10 protein-coding genes are annotated in these 17,047 nt (G+C 63.2%); 7 read left to right on the top strand and 3 right to left on the bottom strand.

Features of this window, described 5'->3' with window-relative positions; genetic code table 11:
* Positions 1-18: 18 nt before the first annotated feature.
* Positions 19-1,308 (bottom strand): isocitrate lyase, encoded by a 1,290-nt coding sequence (gene aceA / locus AC1RZR_RS32270; protein ID WP_481827151.1) that lies wholly within the window; start codon positions 1,306-1,308, stop codon positions 19-21.
* 237 nt (positions 1,309-1,545) lie between these two features.
* Here aceA and AC1RZR_RS32265 point away from each other — a divergent pair, with 237 nt between their 5' ends.
* The 6 genes from AC1RZR_RS32265 (at position 1,546) to AC1RZR_RS32240 (ending at position 8,557) form a co-directional block, all read left to right on the top strand.
* A complete protein-coding gene (locus AC1RZR_RS32265) occupies positions 1,546-2,988 on the top strand; it encodes a helix-turn-helix domain-containing protein (protein ID WP_481827150.1) in 1,443 nt (480 codons plus the stop codon).
* Between the two features lie 150 nt (positions 2,989-3,138).
* Positions 3,139-4,092: a DMT family transporter gene (locus AC1RZR_RS32260; RefSeq protein ID WP_481827149.1), complete on the top strand. Its 954-nt coding sequence runs from the start codon at positions 3,139-3,141 to the stop codon at positions 4,090-4,092.
* 350 nt (positions 4,093-4,442) lie between these two features.
* Positions 4,443-5,540, top strand: a complete 1,098-nt coding sequence (locus AC1RZR_RS32255; RefSeq protein WP_477271398.1) for a polyamine ABC transporter substrate-binding protein — start codon at positions 4,443-4,445, stop codon at positions 5,538-5,540.
* 81 nt (positions 5,541-5,621) lie between these two features.
* Positions 5,622-6,761, top strand: coding sequence for an ABC transporter ATP-binding protein (locus tag AC1RZR_RS32250; protein WP_481827148.1), 1,140 nt, complete (start codon positions 5,622-5,624; stop codon positions 6,759-6,761).
* A gap of 9 nt (positions 6,762-6,770) precedes the next feature.
* Positions 6,771-7,742, top strand: a complete 972-nt coding sequence (locus tag AC1RZR_RS32245) for an ABC transporter permease subunit (RefSeq protein WP_477271394.1) — start codon at positions 6,771-6,773, stop codon at positions 7,740-7,742.
* Positions 7,739-8,557, top strand: coding sequence for an ABC transporter permease (locus AC1RZR_RS32240; protein WP_481827147.1), 819 nt, complete (start codon positions 7,739-7,741; stop codon positions 8,555-8,557). The genes AC1RZR_RS32245 and AC1RZR_RS32240 overlap by 4 nt, the downstream gene beginning before the upstream one ends.
* 75 nt (positions 8,558-8,632) lie before the next feature.
* Here AC1RZR_RS32240 and AC1RZR_RS32235 read toward each other — a convergent pair whose 3' ends face one another.
* On the bottom strand, positions 8,633-10,486 hold the full coding sequence (locus AC1RZR_RS32235; RefSeq protein WP_481827146.1) for an AsmA family protein: 1,854 nt from the start codon (positions 10,484-10,486) through the stop codon (positions 8,633-8,635).
* 200 nt (positions 10,487-10,686) lie between these two features.
* Between AC1RZR_RS32235 and AC1RZR_RS32230 the strand changes: the two genes are divergently transcribed.
* Positions 10,687-12,645: an acetoacetate--CoA ligase gene (locus AC1RZR_RS32230; RefSeq protein WP_481827145.1), complete on the top strand. Its 1,959-nt coding sequence runs from the start codon at positions 10,687-10,689 to the stop codon at positions 12,643-12,645.
* 367 nt (positions 12,646-13,012) lie between these two features.
* Here AC1RZR_RS32230 and AC1RZR_RS32225 read toward each other — a convergent pair whose 3' ends face one another.
* Positions 13,013-16,891 carry a PAS domain S-box protein gene (locus tag AC1RZR_RS32225; protein WP_481827144.1) on the bottom strand — a complete coding sequence of 1,293 codons (3,879 nt, stop codon included), beginning with the start codon at positions 16,889-16,891 and terminating at the stop codon, positions 13,013-13,015.
* Between the last annotated feature and the right edge of the window lie 156 nt (positions 16,892-17,047).

The following is a 17,047-nucleotide window of genomic DNA, read 5'->3' as shown; positions in this document are numbered from 1 at the left end:
TCTGTATTCTTCGGTTTGCTATTCGGCGGCCGGCTTGAATTGCGCATGCTCGGTCGATTCATGCATGGCGGTGGTCGACGACTTGCCGCCGGTGATCGCCATTGACACGGCATCGAAATAGCCGGTGCCGACCTCACGCTGGTGCTTGGTCGCGGTGTAGCCATTGGCCTCGGCTGCGAACTCCGCCTCCTGCAACTCGGAATAGGCCGCCATCTGCCGTGCCTTGTAGCCGCGAGCCAGTTCGAACATGCCATAGTTGAGCTGGTGGAAGCCGGCGAGCGTGATGAACTGGAACTTGTAGCCCATGGCACCGAGTTCCTTCTGGAACCTCGCGATCGTTGCGTCGTCGAGGTTCTTCCTCCAGTTGAACGATGGCGAACAATTGTAGGCGAGCAGCTTGCCGGGGTGATGCTTGCGCACGCCCTCGGCGAATTTCTTGGCCTGCGCCAGATCCGGCTTCGAGGTCTCGCACCAGATCAGATCCGCGTAAGGCGCATAGGCGATGGCGCGGGCGATGCAGGGCTCGATGCCGTTCCTGACGTGATAGAAGCCCTCCACGGTGCGCCCGGCGCCGTAGTCGACGAAAGGCTGGTCGCGTTCGTCGATATCGGAGGTCAGCAGCTTTGCCGCTTCCGCATCGGTGCGTGCGACGACCAGGGTCGACGTGCCCATCACGTCCGCCGCCAGGCGCGCGGCGTTGAGGTTGCGGATGTGCGCCGCGGTCGGGATCAGCACCTTGCCGCCGAGATGGCCGCACTTCTTTTCCGACGCCAGCTGATCCTCGTAGTGGACGCCGGCGGCCCCCGCTTCGATGAAGGCCTTCATGATCTCGAAGGCGTTGAGCGGGCCGCCGAAGCCGGCTTCCGCATCGGCGACGATCGGCGCGAACCAGGTCTCGACCGAAAGCCCGTTGCCTTCGGATGTCTCGATCTGGTCGGCACGCTGCAGCGTGCGGTTGATGCGCTTGACCAGTTCGGGCGCCGCATTGGCCGGATAAAGCGACTGGTCCGGATACATCGCGCCAGCGGTGTTGGCGTCGGCGGCAACCTGCCAGCCCGACAGGTAGATCGCCTTCAGCCCGGCGCGCACTTGCTGCATCGCCTGGTTGCCGGACATGGCGCCGAGCGCGTTGACGAAGTCCTCCTCATGGATGAGCTTCCACAACCGGTTGGCGCCCATTTCGGCGAGGCTCTGGCGGATCTGCACCGAACCGCGCAGCCGCTTCACATCCTCCGGAGAGTAGGGCCGGTCGATGCCGTCGAAGCGGCCTTCCGGCGCCGATGGGACGATGTTGTAAAAATCAGTCATTGGTCACTCCGAAGGGATTGCTGAACTGTGCCCGGTGCCAATCATCTGCACGCCGGAATATGACTGAATTTACATTGCGGTGCGAAATGAGCCAGAAGAATCCAGGTTATTGGCCGAATATAAGGGAAAACCTGTGTTGCGTTTGACAGGGAGTCATTGTAAATTTGTCACGATTGTAAAAAAATGGTTCGGAGCGATTGCCGAGAAAATTATGTAAATTCTTGTCAAGGATAGTCGATGGCTGACCAGAAGATTTTTGCCGGGCCGCGCATCCGCCGCATCCGCAACGCCAAGGGCCTGACCCAGACGGCGATGGCCGAGGGGCTGGGTATCTCGCCGTCCTATCTCAACCTGATCGAGCGCAACCAGCGGCCGCTGACGGTGCAGCTGATCCTCAAGCTGGCATCCGTCTACAAGGTCGATCCGCACGAATTGCAGGGCGAGGCAAGGGGGTCGGTCGCTGCCTTGAAGGAAGTGTTCACCGATCCTCTCTTGGTCGGCGAGTTGCCGGGAGATCAGGAACTGATCGAGCTTGCCGAGGCGGCGCCCAACGCGTCCGCGGCGGTGATAAAACTGTTCCGCGCCTATCGCGAGCAGGCCGAGCGCCTTTCCGACCTCAACGAGCTCCTGGCGCGCGAAGGTCGGGCGACCGCGCTTTCCGGCGCCCGCCTGCCGATCGACGAGGTGCATGAGATATTCGAGCGCAGGCCGAACCATTTCGCTGCGCTCGAGGACGAGGCCGCGGCGTTCACCTCTGTGCTCGATCCCGGCGACGATCTGTTCGGCGCGTTGAAGGCCTGGCTGAAGCGCGAATACGGCATTGTGGTCAAGGTGCTGCCGGTCGCCACCATGCCGAACTGGCGCCGCCGTTATGATCGCCACTCGCAGCGCCTGTTCCTGTCGGAACGGCTGTCGCCGTTCGACCAGTTGCGCGAAGTGGCGATGGAGGCTTGCCTGATCCGCATGACAGTCGCGGTCGCTGGCGAGATCCAGGCGCTCAAATTGACCACGGACGAGGCCCGCCGTCTCGCCCGTTTCGAACTCGGCCGCTATGCCGCGCATGCGCTGATGATGCCCTACCAGGCCTTTCATGCGGCCGCCGTGCGCGCACGCTATGATATCGACGTTCTGCGTTCGCGCTTCGGCGTCTCTTTCGAACAGGCGGCGAACCGGCTGACCATGCTGCAGCGGCAGGGCGCACTCGGCGTGCCGTTTTTCATGCTGGAGGTCGACAATGCCGGCAACCGCTTCCGCAAGGCCGGCAGCCAGGGCTTTCCGCAAAGCCGCTTTGGCGGCGGCTGCCCCAAGCTGCCCGTGCATGTCGCCTTCTCCCAGCCCGGCCAGATCTTCGTCGAAGCGGTGGAAATGCCCGACGGCGCCGAGTTCCTGTGTATCGCCCGCACGCTGGAAGGACCGCAAGGCGCCTTCTCGGAGCGTCCGCGCCGCACGGCGCTGCTGCTTGGTTGCGACATCGGCTTTCGCGACGACATCGTCTATGGCGCGGCCCTTCCGGGCGCGGCAACCGCCACGAAGGCCGGCACCGTCACGGCGACGCCGGTCGGGCCTGCCTGCCGGCTTTGCGAACGCGCCGGCTGTCTGGCGCGCGCCGAGCCGCCAGTGACGCGTCCGCTCGGCCTCGACGAGATGGTGACGGGCCTGAGCGCCTTCGACTTCCAGTGACGCCGTGCCCCCGTGACGGCGGGCAGGGTGCCACAATTGTCGTCGGTCTCTGGCTCACCCCCGGCCTTCGCCTTTGCGCTACGCGAACGGAGTATCTTTTTGTCGTCCCTTGCGCATCGTCCCGTCCAGAAAAGCCCGACAGTCGCGCCCATGATCGACACAGCATCATCGCCGAGCGTTGTTTTATCGACCATCTCGCCGCGCGAGGAACGCGTCGGCATGCTCTTGGTGTTCCTTTCGGCGCTGATGTGGAGTTTCGGCGGCACCATTGCCCGCTTCATCACCGTCGGCGACAGCTGGACGGTTATTTTCTGGCGCTCCGTCTGGGCTGCGGCCTTCCTGATCTGCTTCATGGTCTGGCGCGACGGCTGGCGCGGCATGCTGAAAATGTTCCGCGACATGGGGCTGCCCGGCCTTGCCGTCGGGGCCTGCTTCGCCACCGCATCGACAGCGTTCGTCGTCGCGCTTGCCTACACCACCGTCGCCAACATCTTGTTGATGCAGGCAGGCGTGCCGCTTCTGGCGGCGCTGTTTGCCTGGGCGTTGTTTCGCGAACGGGTGACTGTCGCGACCTGGCTGGCGATTGCCGCCGTCATCACCGGCGTCGCCATCATGGTGTCGGAATCGCTTGATGGCGCCGTCTCGCCGATAGGCGACGGGCTGGCGCTCTTGATTGCGGTCATGTTCTCGATAGCCACTGTCATCACCCGGCGGTTTTCAGGCGTGCGCATGACGCCGGCAACCTGCCTCGGCACCATGCTTGCGGCGGGCTTTGCCGCCTCGCAGGCATCGACATTCGCCGTGTCGGCCAGTGACATGGGCTTTCTCTTCGCTTTCGGCGTGGTCAATCTCGGCCTTGGCCTTGCCTTCTTCGCCACCGGCGCGCGGCTGATCCCGGCGGCCGTCGCGGCACTGCTCGGCACGTTCGAGCCGATCCTGGGACCCATATGGGTCTGGCTCGTCCATTCCGAGGTGCCGTCTGGACGCACCATTGTTGGTGGCGCGGTGGTGGTTACGGCACTGCTCGTCCATATCGGGCTCGAATTCAAGCGCCAGACACGGCCCGAGCGCGCAGGGGTTACCGGGGTGCCATCGCCTAATTGATGCGGCGCGAAGCTTTGCCATTGACAAATTCGCTGCCGCGCGGGCAGGCTGAGACTACGGCAACAACAAGACAGGCGTATCTTGCCAAGTCTCCCTGCCGGTCAGATCGAGACCGGACCACATCGTCGTATCTCTGCCCGCGCCACGGCGAAAGCCTCTGACGGCACAGGCACGCCTCCCAGGTCTCGCAAGAGACACAGAGCAACCATCTGCCGCTCATCGAACCATCCCCACGGCGTCGACAGTTCGCGCTTGTCGCCCCCTGGAAAGCTCAATAGTCTGAAACAAATGCCCGGCCGCGCGGGGTCCGCGACGAGCCGGCGAAGGAACACTCACCAAAGGAGAATAGCATGATCCGCAAAGCGCTATGGCTTTCGGCGACCTCGGTATTTCTGACGCTTTTCACCGCCGGCGGCCACGCCGAGGATCGCGTCGTCAACGTCTTCAACTGGTCGGACTATATCGACAGTTCGATCATCGATGATTTCACCAAGCAAACCGGCATCAAGGTCGTCTATGACACCTTCGATTCCAACGAAATTCTGGAAACCAAGCTGCTTGCCGGTGGCAGCGGCTATGACGTCGTCGTGCCCAGCGGCAACTTCCTCGCCCGCCAGATCCAGGCCGGCGTGTTCCAGAAGCTCGACAAGTCGAAGCTGCCGAACATTTCCAACATGTGGGACACGGTGACCGAGCGAACCGCCAAATACGACCCCGGCAACGAATATTCGATCAACTACATGTGGGGCACGGTTGGTATTGGCTACAACATCAAGAAAGTTCAGGCGGCACTCGGCACAGACAAGATTGACAGCTGGGATGTGTTCTTCAATCCAGACAGCCTGGCCAAGTTGAAGGATTGTGGCGTCTATGTGCTGGATTCACCGGCCGACATCATTCCGGCGGCGCTGAAATATCTCGGCCTCGACCCGAACAGCACGTCGCCTGACGAGATCGCCAAGGCCGAGGAAGCCCTGCTCAAGGTCCGGCCTTATATCAGGAAGTTCCACTCCTCAGAATACATCAACGCACTCGCCAATGGCGACATCTGCCTGGCCGTGGGCTGGTCGGGTGACGTGTTCCAGGCCCGCAACCGCGCGGTCGAGGCCAAGCAGGGCGTGGAAATCGGCTATTCCGTACCGAAGGAAGGCGCGCAGATGTGGTTCGACCAGATGGCGATCCCCGCGGATGCGCCGCATGTCGCCGAGGCGCTCGAGTTCCTCAACTACATGATGAAGCCGGAAGTGATCGCCAAATCGTCGAACTATGTGCTCTACGCCAACGGCAACAAGGCTTCGCAGCAGTTCGTCGACAAGGCCCTGTTGGATGATCCTTCCGTCTATCCCGATGCCGAGACGATAAAGAAGCTCTACACGGTCGCTCCCTACGATCCCAAGACTCAGCGCCTGATCACACGCAGCTGGACCAAGATCGTCACCGGCCAATAAGCAATCTGATCGGTCCCGGCAGCCACCTGCCGGGACCAATTCTTTCTGGGGCAAGAAGCAAGAAACAGGACGGAGTGGGACATGAAATCGCTTGGCAGCATCCGCAGGGATTTCGCGCCATGGAACGACCCGAACGCCAAGCCATACATCCAGTTCGACAACGTCACCAAGAAGTTCGGCGACTTCACCGCCGTCAACAATCTGTCGCTGACCATCTTCGAGCGCGAGTTTTTTGCCCTGCTCGGCGCCTCGGGCTGCGGAAAATCGACACTGCTCAGAATGCTCGCCGGTTTCGAGGAGCCGACGGCCGGGCGCATCCTGCTCGACGGCCAGGATTTGCGCGGCATTCCGCCCTATCGCCGCCCGGTCAACATGATGTTCCAGTCCTATGCCCTGTTCCCGCATATGACGGTCGAGAACAACATCGCCTTCGGCCTCAAGCAGGACGGCATGCCGAAGCCCGAGATCGCGTCACGCGTCGCCGAGATGCTGAAGCTGGTCAAGCTCGAACAGTTCGCCAAGCGCAAGCCGCATCAATTGTCGGGTGGCCAGCGCCAGCGCGTCGCGCTCGCCCGCTCGGTCGCCAAGCGGCCGAAGGTGCTGCTGCTCGACGAGCCGCTCGGCGCGCTGGACAAGAAGCTGCGCGAGGAGACGCAGTTCGAACTGATGGACCTGCAGCAGAATCTTGGCCTGACCTTCGTCGTCGTCACGCACGATCAGGAAGAAGCGATGACCATGGCCGACCGTATCGCCATCATCGACAAGGGTGAGGTGATGCAGGTGGCGACGCCAGCCGAAGTCTACGAGGCGCCGGGATCGCGCTTCGTCGCCGGCTTCGTCGGCAATGTGAACATGTTCGAGGGCAAGATCGCGCGCGGCGAGGCCGGTGCCGCCAGCATCGATGCCGGCAACGGCATCACAATCCGCACCGACAATGCCGGGGCTGCGAGTGCGGGAACGGCCGTCACCTTCGCCATCAGGCCGGAAAAGATCAAGGTGTCGTCGAGGAAGCCGGCCGAGGCCGTCAATGCCATCGAAGGCGAAGTCTATGACATCGCCTATCTCGGCGACATGACGGTCTACCACGTCAAGCTCGACGACGGCCAGGTTGTGCGGGCTAGCACCATGAACGCGGCCCGTATCACCGAGGATCCGCTCAGCTGGAACGACCGCGCCTGGGTTTCCTTCCGGCCCGACGCCGGCGTCGTGCTGACGCGGTAAGGGGCGGTCATGTCGAACGCTGCCGTCACCGCCGCATCAACCCCGGCAACAAATGCCGACAAGACCATCCTGGCCAGGCTGGGAGCGGCTTTCGTTGGCCGTTTGGTCATCATCATTCCCTATGTCTGGCTGCTTTTTTTCTTCCTCGTTCCCTTCATCATCGTCTTCAAGATTTCGCTGTCGCAGACAGCAATTGCCATGCCGCCCTACACGCCGGTGCTAGGCTTCAAAGACGGCATCTCCGGGTTCTTTGCCGGCTTTGGCGCGCTCAATTTCGACAACTACGCTTGGTTGACGCAGGATGCCCTCTACTTCAACGCCTATGTCACCAGCGTCATCGTTGCCGCGATCTCGACAGTGCTGACGCTGATCGTCGGCTACCCGATCGCCTATGGCATGGCGCGGGCGCCAGCAACGATCCGCCCGACATTGCTGATGCTGGTGATCCTGCCGTTCTGGACTTCGTTCCTGATCCGGGTCTACGCCTGGATCGGCATTCTCAAGCCCGAGGGGCTGCTCAATCAGCTGTTGCTTGCGACTGGTGTCATCAGCCAGCCGCTGATCATCCTCAACACCTACACGGCAATCTTCATCGGCATCGTCTATTCCTACCTGCCGTTCATGGTGCTGCCGCTCTATTCGTCGCTGGAAAAGATGGACTATTCGCTGATTGAGGCGGCCAAGGATCTTGGCTGCCCGCCAACCAGCGCGTTCTGGAAGATCACCTTTCCACTGTCGCTGCCCGGCGTCATCGCCGGCTGTCTGCTGGTGTTCATCCCCGCGGTTGGCGAGTTCGTCATTCCCGACCTGCTCGGTGGATCGCAGACGCTGATGATCGGCAAGACGCTGTGGAACGAGTTCTTCGCCAATCGTGACTGGCCGGTGTCGTCGGCCGTGGCCGTCATCCTTCTGCTGCTGCTGACCGTGCCGATCATGTTCTTCCAGCAGGCCCAGGCGCGCGCCCAGGAGCAAGACAGATGAACGCCACCTGGAGCCGCTTCAACGTCACCTCGATCGTGCTGGGCTTTGCCTTCCTGTATCTGCCGATCGTCCTGCTCATTGTCTTCTCCTTCAACGAGTCGAAACTGGTTACCGTCTGGGGCGGTTTCTCGACCAAATGGTACGTTTCGCTGTTCCACAATCAGGGCCTGATGGACGCCACCTGGGTCACGGCCCGCGTCGGCGTCATTTCGGCCACGGTGGCGACCGTGCTCGGCACGCTGGCGGCGCTCACCCTGACCCGTTACACGCGGTTCAGGGGCAGGTTGCTGTTTTCAGGCATGGTCTTCGCGCCGCTGGTCATGCCGGAAGTCATTACCGGCCTGTCGCTGCTGCTGCTCTTTGTCGCCATCGGTCTCGACCGCGGCTTCCTGACCGTCACGCTTGCGCACATCACGCTCACCATGTGCTTCGTCGCCGTCGTCGTGCAGTCGCGTCTGGTCAGCTTCGACCGGTCGCTGGAAGAAGCTGCGATGGATCTTGGCGCGACGCCGGTGAAGACCTTCTTCCAGATCACGCTGCCGGTCATCATGCCGGCAATCGTGTCCGGCTGGATGCTGGCCTTTACGCTTTCGCTCGACGATCTGGTCATCGCCAGTTTCACCTCCGGGCCTGGCGCCACCACGCTGCCGATGAAGATCTACAGCCAGGTTCGCCTCGGCGTGACGCCGGAGATCAACGCCGCCTGTACCATCCTGATCGCGGTTGTTGCGGTTGGCGTCATCATCGCGTCACTTGCCAACAAGCGGCGTGAGGTGCAGCGCCAGCTCGACGAGCAGGCCGCACAACGCGGGTAGAGCAGTCCGAAATTGCCCCAAGGAAAGGGATGGAGCGGTTCGGCGTTTCCGTGAAACGTTGAGCCGCCCTAAGGTCTATTCCCCCGAAACGCCGCGGCTAATCGGGGAAATGAACGGCGTGGTCCATGTCCCGCCGACAAAGAACGATGACTGGTTGGGGCCTTGCTGGCCATTGGTCTGCGCCGCTGCCTGGTCCGCCTGAATGACACCGCCGGACAAGGCCAGTCCTCGCCCGGCGTAGGACGCGATACCGGATAGCCAGATCTTGTACTTCGCCGAATTGGCTTCGGCCTTGTCGATCCGCGCCACGCCTTTCGAAATGCTGGCCTTGATCTCGGCACCGTCGATCGGCAGCGTTCCGTCGGAAACGTCGTCGAGCGCGAAGAAGCCGCCCTGTTCGGTACGCTTGAGGAAGGCCGGCAGGTTGAGCTTGCTCAACGCACCCGGTCCGAAGGTCGCGGAGACCGAGCCGTCGGCATTGTCGAAGATGGAATCCCAGGTCCGGCCTGGTCCCTTGAGGATCACCGAGACGGTCCCCGTGCCGACCGGCACCAGCCGGGTCATCCCTGCCGCCGTGCCGAAAGCACCGCCGTCGATGTCGGACGCCAGCAGTCGGATCTCGACCTGCGAGCCTTCCGGCTTGCGGTCGAAGCGAAGGCTGCTCTGGATGTTGCCGCCAAAAGCCGAGGCATCGGAGATATCGAAGACGGAAAGGCCATCCTTGACCTGGGCCGTGGCGGCGACGTCGGCGAGCTGGATAGGGCCCGCCGTGGCGTGCGCTGCCGACAGCCTGAGATCGAGGTTGATCCTGTCGGCGAAACTTGTGTCGATGTCGCCGGGTCCCGCCCCTCCGGTCGGCGCCAGCGGCGTGAAGGCCGACAGAAACGATCTGAGGTCGAGTGTGTCGAAGGCGAGCGTGCCGGAGATCACCGGCTGTGCCTCGCCAAGCGTTAGGTCCAGCGCGCCCATTCCCGGATTGTTGTCCAAGGCAAGTGCGGTGTTGTCGAACTTGACGCGCCCGGCCGTCGCCGTGATCTTGCTCGAAATGCTGACAGAGCCGATCGCGGCACCTGGAGCGACACCGGCCTGCGACCATTCCAGGACGCGCCGCAGCGAAGGTGCCGAGAACTTCGCCTGGCCGTCGAAATAAGCGTTTTCGGACATGCTGGCCGTGCCGTCGAACGAGAAGGTGGCGGGTGCCGCCTTGAAGGACAGCGTGAGCGGCGCCGTACCGCCGGCAAACAGCACAAGCGGTTTCGGCGAGGCGACGTCCAGCGCAACGCTTTCGCCGCGCCAGATCCCTGTTGCCGACAGCGTCGCATTGCTGTTCATCGCCGCCCAGGTCGCCTGGCCGGACATGCTGCTCAGGATCTCGACGTCCTTGCCGTCGATGGACGCCACCATGCGGCCATCACGGAACTCCACGGTGCCGAAGGTGTCGGCCGGCAGCTTGTCGAGATCGGGCTTGGCGGGGTCGGCATTGACCACGCCGCGGGCCGTGTCGATGGAACGCGTGATGCGCCCGCCGGTCGGGACGGCGGGCAGGAAAAAGCCGGTCGCGGTGCGCTGAACCCGGATCGTCGGCCGCACCAGCCGCGCCGTCGAAAACTCCACGTCGCCGCGCAAGGCCGCCATGGCGGACAGATCGACCTCGACCCGTTCGGCCTCGACCACCGGCGGCGCCTCGGTGTCGGTCCATTGCGAAAGCGTCACATCGGTCAGGATCGCCCGGAATTTCGGCCAGACCTCGATGCGCGGCGAGCCGTCGATGGCAACCCGGAAGCCGCTCCACGCGCTCATTTCCCAGGCGATGCGGTCGCGCACGATGCGGGTGGAGGCGATCAGGGGCAGGGCGGCAACGACCAGCGCGATGACGATCACGGCAGCGCCGATCGCCCATATCCCGCGCCGGATCAAAGATGATGGCATATCGCTCCGTGTGTTTCCATTCCGACAAAAATCGCCCGACGGGTGTAACTCCATTCGTCACTACGACTTAGGGCTGACGCATTTCAAGTCTTTATGGCCCGGCGATGGCATTTGCGCACATCTGGTCGCATCGACCGAACAAAATCTTGCTCTGCTGCGCTGCGATATGCATAAGCGGTGGCGACCGTGGAGGAACGATCATGGCTGCCGAAGTACCGCTCTGGACCCCGACACAAGACCAGATTGATGCAGCACCCTTGACCGCTTTCATGAGGGCCGCGGCAGTGAAAGCCGACGGTGCGGTTTCTTCGTATTCGGAGCTTCATCGCTGGTCTGTCGAGGACCGCGAGGGGTTCTGGAGCCTGGTCTGGGATTTCTGCGGCATCGTCGGCGACAAGGGCGGGCCCGTGCTTGTCGATGGCGACAAGATGCCAGGCGCCTCCTTCTTCCCCGAAGCGACGCTGAACTTCGCCGAGAATCTTCTGAGGAAGACCGGCTCTGGCGAGGCCATCGTGTTTCGCGGCGAGGATAAGGTCGAGCGCCGGCTGTCGTGGAACCAATTGCATGCGCTGACTTCGCGCCTGCAGCAGCTCTTCCTGTCGCTCAAGGTCAAAAAAGGCGACCGCATCGCGGCCATGATGCCCAACATGCCGGAGACCGTTGCCGCCATGCTGGCTGCCGCCTCGATCGGTGCGGTCTGGTCGTCCTGCTCTCCCGATTTCGGTGAGCAGGGCGTGCTCGACCGTTTCGGCCAGATCGAGCCGGTCGTCTTCATCGCGCCCGATGGCTACTGGTACAATGGCAAGGCGATCGAGGTCGCCGACAAGATCGCGGCGGTTGCGGCCAAGCTTGGCACTGTCCGCAAGGTTCTGGTCGTCGACTATCTCGGCACCTCGAGCGATGTCGCTGACACCATCGACACGGCGGTGGCGCTGGAGGAGGCGCTGGCGCCCTTCGCCGTCAAGCCCGTCAGCTTCGAGCGGTTGCCGTTTTCGCATCCGCTCTACATCCTGTTCTCGTCGGGAACGACCGGCATTCCCAAATGCATCGTCCATTCGGCCGGCGGTACGCTGATCCAGCATGTCAAGGAACATCGGCTGCATGCCGGTCTCAGCGACGGCGACCGTTTCTTCTACTTCACCACCTGCGGCTGGATGATGTGGAACTGGCTTGTTTCGGGGCTCGCTTCAGGTGCGACGCTGCTGCTTTATGACGGCTCGCCCTTCTACCCCGATGGCAATGTCCTGTTCGATTTCGCCGATGCCGAGAGGATGAATTTTTTCGGCACCTCGGCCAAATTCATCGATTCCGTGCGCAAAGCCGGTCTCAAGCCGATCCGCAGCCATGATCTGTCGAGCGTGCGGGCGATCTCGTCCACCGGGTCGCCGCTGTCGCCGGAGGACTTTCGCTTTGTCTATGACGGCATCAAAAAGGATGTCCATCTGGCCTCGGTCTCCGGCGGCACCGATATCGTCTCCTGCTTCGTGCTCGGCGTGCCGATTGAACCGGTCTGGACCGGCGAGATCCAGGGCCCCGGCCTCGGCCTCGCTGTCGATGTCTGGGACGACGATGGCAGACCGGTTCGGCAGGAGAAGGGCGAACTGGTCTGCACAAAGGCGTTTCCAGCGATGCCGATCGGCTTCTGGAATGATCCCAAGGGCAAGAAGTACCAGGCAGCCTATTTCGAGCGCTTCGACAATATCTGGTGTCATGGCGATTTCGCCGAATGGACCATGCATGGCGGCATGATCATCCATGGCCGTTCCGACGCGACGCTCAATCCGGGCGGCGTGCGAATCGGTACGGCGGAGATCTACAACCAGGTCGAACAGATGCCGGAAATCCTGGAGGCGCTGTGCATCGGCCAGGATTTCGACAATGACGTGCGCGTCGTGCTGTTCGTGCGGCTGGCCGCGGGCGTGCAGCTCGGCGAGGATCTCGAAAAGCGCATACGGGCGAAAATCCGCAGCGGCGCGAGCCCGCGACATGTGCCGGCAAAGATCGTTGCTGTCACCGACATCCCGCGCACCAAGTCCGGCAAGATCACCGAGCTTGCGGTGCGCGACGTCGTCCACGGTCGCGCCATCAAGAACAAGGAGGCGCTCGCCAACCCCGAGGCGCTGGAGCTGTTCAAGAACCTGCCGCAACTGGCCGAGTGACCCAGTGCATGTCGCCCAAAAGTGGCCCCGGTTCTGGGACAACGACATGCACAAAAACAAAGACCTAAAGCGCGTCGCATGAAGCGGGTTCAACGCGACCAGCTTGGGCCGCATGGTTAACCAAATATGTCGCGAGAATTTACCTAGATTTCATGAGTGGTACACATTCGTAAATTTTTTGGCAGCTCGGTAAGGAGTTGTTAAGGCCCGGCGTCGATAGTCGCACGTAACTTGAGGGAGAAATCCCGTTCCTCAGCCCCCGAGGATCTGAATTCGCTCAAGCCCCGTTGTGACAGCAATCCCATCTCTTAAGGCGTCCTTTTGGGCGCCTTTTTTCTTTGCCCGCTCGAGCTTTCCTGGAATTGCTCTATTCCGCGAGCACGCGGGTCGACGGAAAAGCGACCTCGACCAGAGTTCCTTCTCCCGGTGTCGAGTTGATGGTGAACCGGGCGCGGTTAGCCTCCACCATCGCCTTGGTCAACGGCAGTCCAAGGCCCGTGCCGTCGCCACGTCCGCGCTTCAGCGCGTTGATCTGCTTGAACGGCTTCAGCGCCTGTTCGATCTCGGTCTGGCTCATGCCGATGCCGGTGTCGCGCACCCGCATGACGACGTCGCCCGATGTCTCATAGGCGGTCGAGACGATCACCTGGCCGCCGGCCTGGGTGTAGCGAACGGCATTCGACAGGATGTTGAGCGCGATCTGGCGCACGCTGCGCAGGTCGGCCACCACTTCCGGCAGCCGCGAAGCGAAACTCGAGCGGATGATGACGCGTTCGCGGTTGGCCTGCGGCTGCATCATCGCCACGGTCTCGGCCAGCGTGTCGTTGAGCGACACCGCCTCGTAGGCCATCTCCTGCTGGCCGGCCTCGATTTTCGAGATGTCGAGCAGGTCGTTGACGAGGTCGAGCACATGGTTGCCCGAGCGGTTGATGTCGCGCAGATAGTCGCGGTAGCGGTCATTGGCCACCGGCCCGAATTTCTCGTCGACCATCAGTTCGGAAAAGCCGATGATGGCATTGAGCGGCGTGCGGATTTCGTGGCTGATGCGGGCGAGGAAATCGGTCTTCTGCGAGGACGCGCGCTCTGCCACCGCGCGCGCCTGGGTGAGGTCCTCCTCGGCCCGCTTCCACTGTGTGATGTCGCGCACGACGGCACAGAAGCCGCTGTCATTGGGAAGCCGGCCGATGGTCATGAACAACGGGATGAAGCGCCCCTGCGCCTCGCGCCCGATCACTTCGCGGCCGTCATTCATGACGCTCGCCACGCCGGGCTCGGACAGTCCGTTGAGATAGTCGCGCGCCGCGCGCTGGCTTTCGATCGCAAACAACGAGGCGAACGGCTTGCCGGTCACTTCGTCGCTGTCGAAGCCGAACAGCGCTTCGGCCGGCCGGCTGATCGAGCGGATGGTGCCGTCACGGCCGATCAGCACGACGCCGTCGGTGGCGGTGTCGATGATGGTGCGCATCTCGGCGATGCGTGCCTTGAGCTCGGGAATGTCGGGCTGCGTCTGGTCGTCGCCAACCATATGCACGGCCGCCGGCGCCTCATCCTCGCCGGCGCGGCGCACGACCAGCATCAGCGCCTTGCCGTCGCGCCAGGGGACAGAGCGCAAAATGGCCTCGATCGGAAATTCCTGTCCATCATGCGTCTTCAGCCGCAACGCATGATCGGTGCCGTCGGAGGCGCCGTCGTCGGCGTAGGGATCGGCAAACAGCGCGCCGAGGCCGCCGGCATCCGCCAGGTCGTCGAGCGCCTCATAGCCGGTCAGGTTGAGGAATTCCTCGTTCGCATAATGCAACTGGTCGCCGGAATGGATGAGCAGCGGCACCGGCAGCTTGCTGAGAAGCGAGGTATCGGGAGCCTTGTGCTCATCGCCGGCCGAAAAGGCCGACGGCACGAATCCTTCGGCCTTGAGTGGCGGCACTTGCAGGCGTTGGCGCTCGACGCGTGTCCCGGCGGCGTCGGTTGTGCTGGCGGGTTGCTCGGCGGACGCAACCGCCTGCTCGTCAGGTGCGGCGGCTTCCTCGTCGGGCTGCGCCCAATCTTCGCTTTCCTCGGCATCGCGAAAATCGGCCGATGTCATGCTGTCGTCATCGACGGTGTCATGTGTCGTATCAGCGGCGACGGGCTCAGTGCCTTCTGGTTCCGTGGCTACCGATTCGGAAACCGGCGCCTCGTCACTGTTGTCCGCGACCGGGCCGCGTTCGTCATCGCGATCGGCATAGGCGAGCAACGAGCCTTTCGCATTAGGCAGTGCATCGGAGGGCTCCCCATGAGCCGCGTCGCCCGGGTGACCGCCGTCAAGCCGCGCCAGATCCGCCTCGTCCTCGGCATCGGTCTCGGATGGCTCGGCCAACGCCGTTTCGGTCTCCGGCTCTGCCGCGGGGATTTCGCCAGCAGGCGTCGGCTCCCCGTGCGCGGCAGCAACGGGTGCTGACGGAATCTTGCCGACTGCCGGGACCTGCGTGGTAGGCACCTCCGCCACAGCTTCAGCAGGTGTCTCCGTCGCCTGTTTCCTGGGCTTCTCGGCCTCCGGCGGCTCGGCCGGGGAACTGTCCTTCTTCAGCCGCTCGCCGATCTCACGGAACGCGCTGCGCTCCAGCGTCGACAGGCCCTTGTCGTTGGCTGGCTGGCGATGTTCAGCCAGCCGGATCACCTTGTCGGCAAAGCGCCGCTCCGGTTTCGGCACGATGGTCAGCGCCGGCACCTCGCCCTGGAACGGGTCCGACGCCTTCGGTTCCTCGGGATTGGATTCTTCGGCCTTCGACTGTTCGGGCGCGGGTTCGATGGCTTGCGGCTCCTGCACCGCTGGCGCCTCGCCGTTGGGCACCAGCGCCATGCCGATCGCTTCCGGATCGACGACCGCATCACTGGCGCGGGCAACGCCAAAGCCACGGAAGCCTTCAAAGGCGCGGCTGCGGCCATAGACCGGTAATGCCGCCAGGTCGACAGGTGTCTTCAGATCGGTGCCGGCGATCGGCCACAGCACGGAGCGGCCGGACCATGTGTCGCGCCGCTCCAGCAGGCCTGCGATCTCGCCGGAGGGGTCGAGGCCGAAGGTGGCCGCGACATCCCTGAAGCGCCGGCCGATCACATCGGCGGCCGGCTTGCCGACGATGTCGGCAAATTCCGGGGACAGCGCGCTGAACTTGCCCTCGGCATCGGTGCGCCAGACGAAGCGCAGTGGCGCCGCCGTGCGGTCGATCGATCGCGCGACCGGGTGGTCGACGGGGACGGCGGCCTTGCTATCGTGCTGCGTCGGATCTTCCGCCGCATCCTCCTCGCCGGCGTGGAAGTACCAGTGATCGTGCTGCGCCAGCGTACCGCCTGTAGTCCCCGGGTCGCTATCCGCCGTCTCCGCGGGCTGCCCGGCTGTGTCGGCACTCTCAGGCGCCGCCGGCATCGAAATGGTCTCGGCGGCTTCCGCAACGCCCGGTTCGTCCACGGCCGGGAGTTCGATGTCGTTTGCCGGTCTGTTGTCCTGGTCCGGTTCCGGCTGGGCAATCATGCTTTCCGCAGCTGCCGTTTCTACCCTTGCCGGCGCCTGCGCTTCCGCGACTCTGTCATCGGCAGGGGCCGAGTCGTCGAGTTGGTCCTCGTCGATCACCACCAGCAGATGCCGTTCCTCGGTCAATCTTGCCAGCCCTGCCGGATAGGAGGCTGTGCCGCCGGGGACGAGGCGCTTGACGATGCGGTCGCTCTCGGCTGCCACGTCGGCGACCAGCGCGGCCAGCGTCTCCGGCAAGATGCCCAGTGCCGAGAATCCTTCCGAGGCCGCCTCGATGTTACCGCTGGCATCGACAAAGGCGATGAAATGGCCGTCTTCGGTAAGGCCGCTGATGGCGCGAGCGGCGATTTCGCCGGCACTGCGCGAGCCCGTCTGCGCCGCTGGAACTGCCAGCATGATGGCTTTTTCTGCGTCCGGCATGCTCACGGCACTTGCCAGGAAGCCGACGGCGCGGCTGGTCATGCCGGTTGCCAGCCGCACCGTTATGGCGCGGTCGCGGCCGATCTCGGGAAAACCGCTGGTCGCCATGATCTGGCGTCTGGCGATCAAGGGCAGTTGCGCCGAAGCGCCGATGATGGCCTCGATGTCGGGATAACCGAACGCGGCGGCTCCCGGCCCATTGGCCCAGATCACCTGCTCCAGATCCGCCGACAGGATCGCGATCGCGTCGCCGGCGGCAAAGCGCTGGCGGACTGCGTCGAGCACGGCGACGTCGAGGAAGGAATATTCGGACGGCATGCGCTTGGCGAACCCTCACGGAGCGGCGAATTTGCAGTTAACGCTTTGTTAATAAAAGCCGGCGGCGCGAAGGTCCACAAGCCAGAACGTGCAAAGGCTGGATTTTGAGCTCTTGGTTAACGGCCCAAAAGAAATTTATGGTGCACCGCAACAAAG

The organism is Mesorhizobium bavaricum (assembly GCF_056781655.1).
Note: the sequence above shows the minus strand (reverse complement) of the source record. Positions and strands in the feature narration are given on the sequence as shown.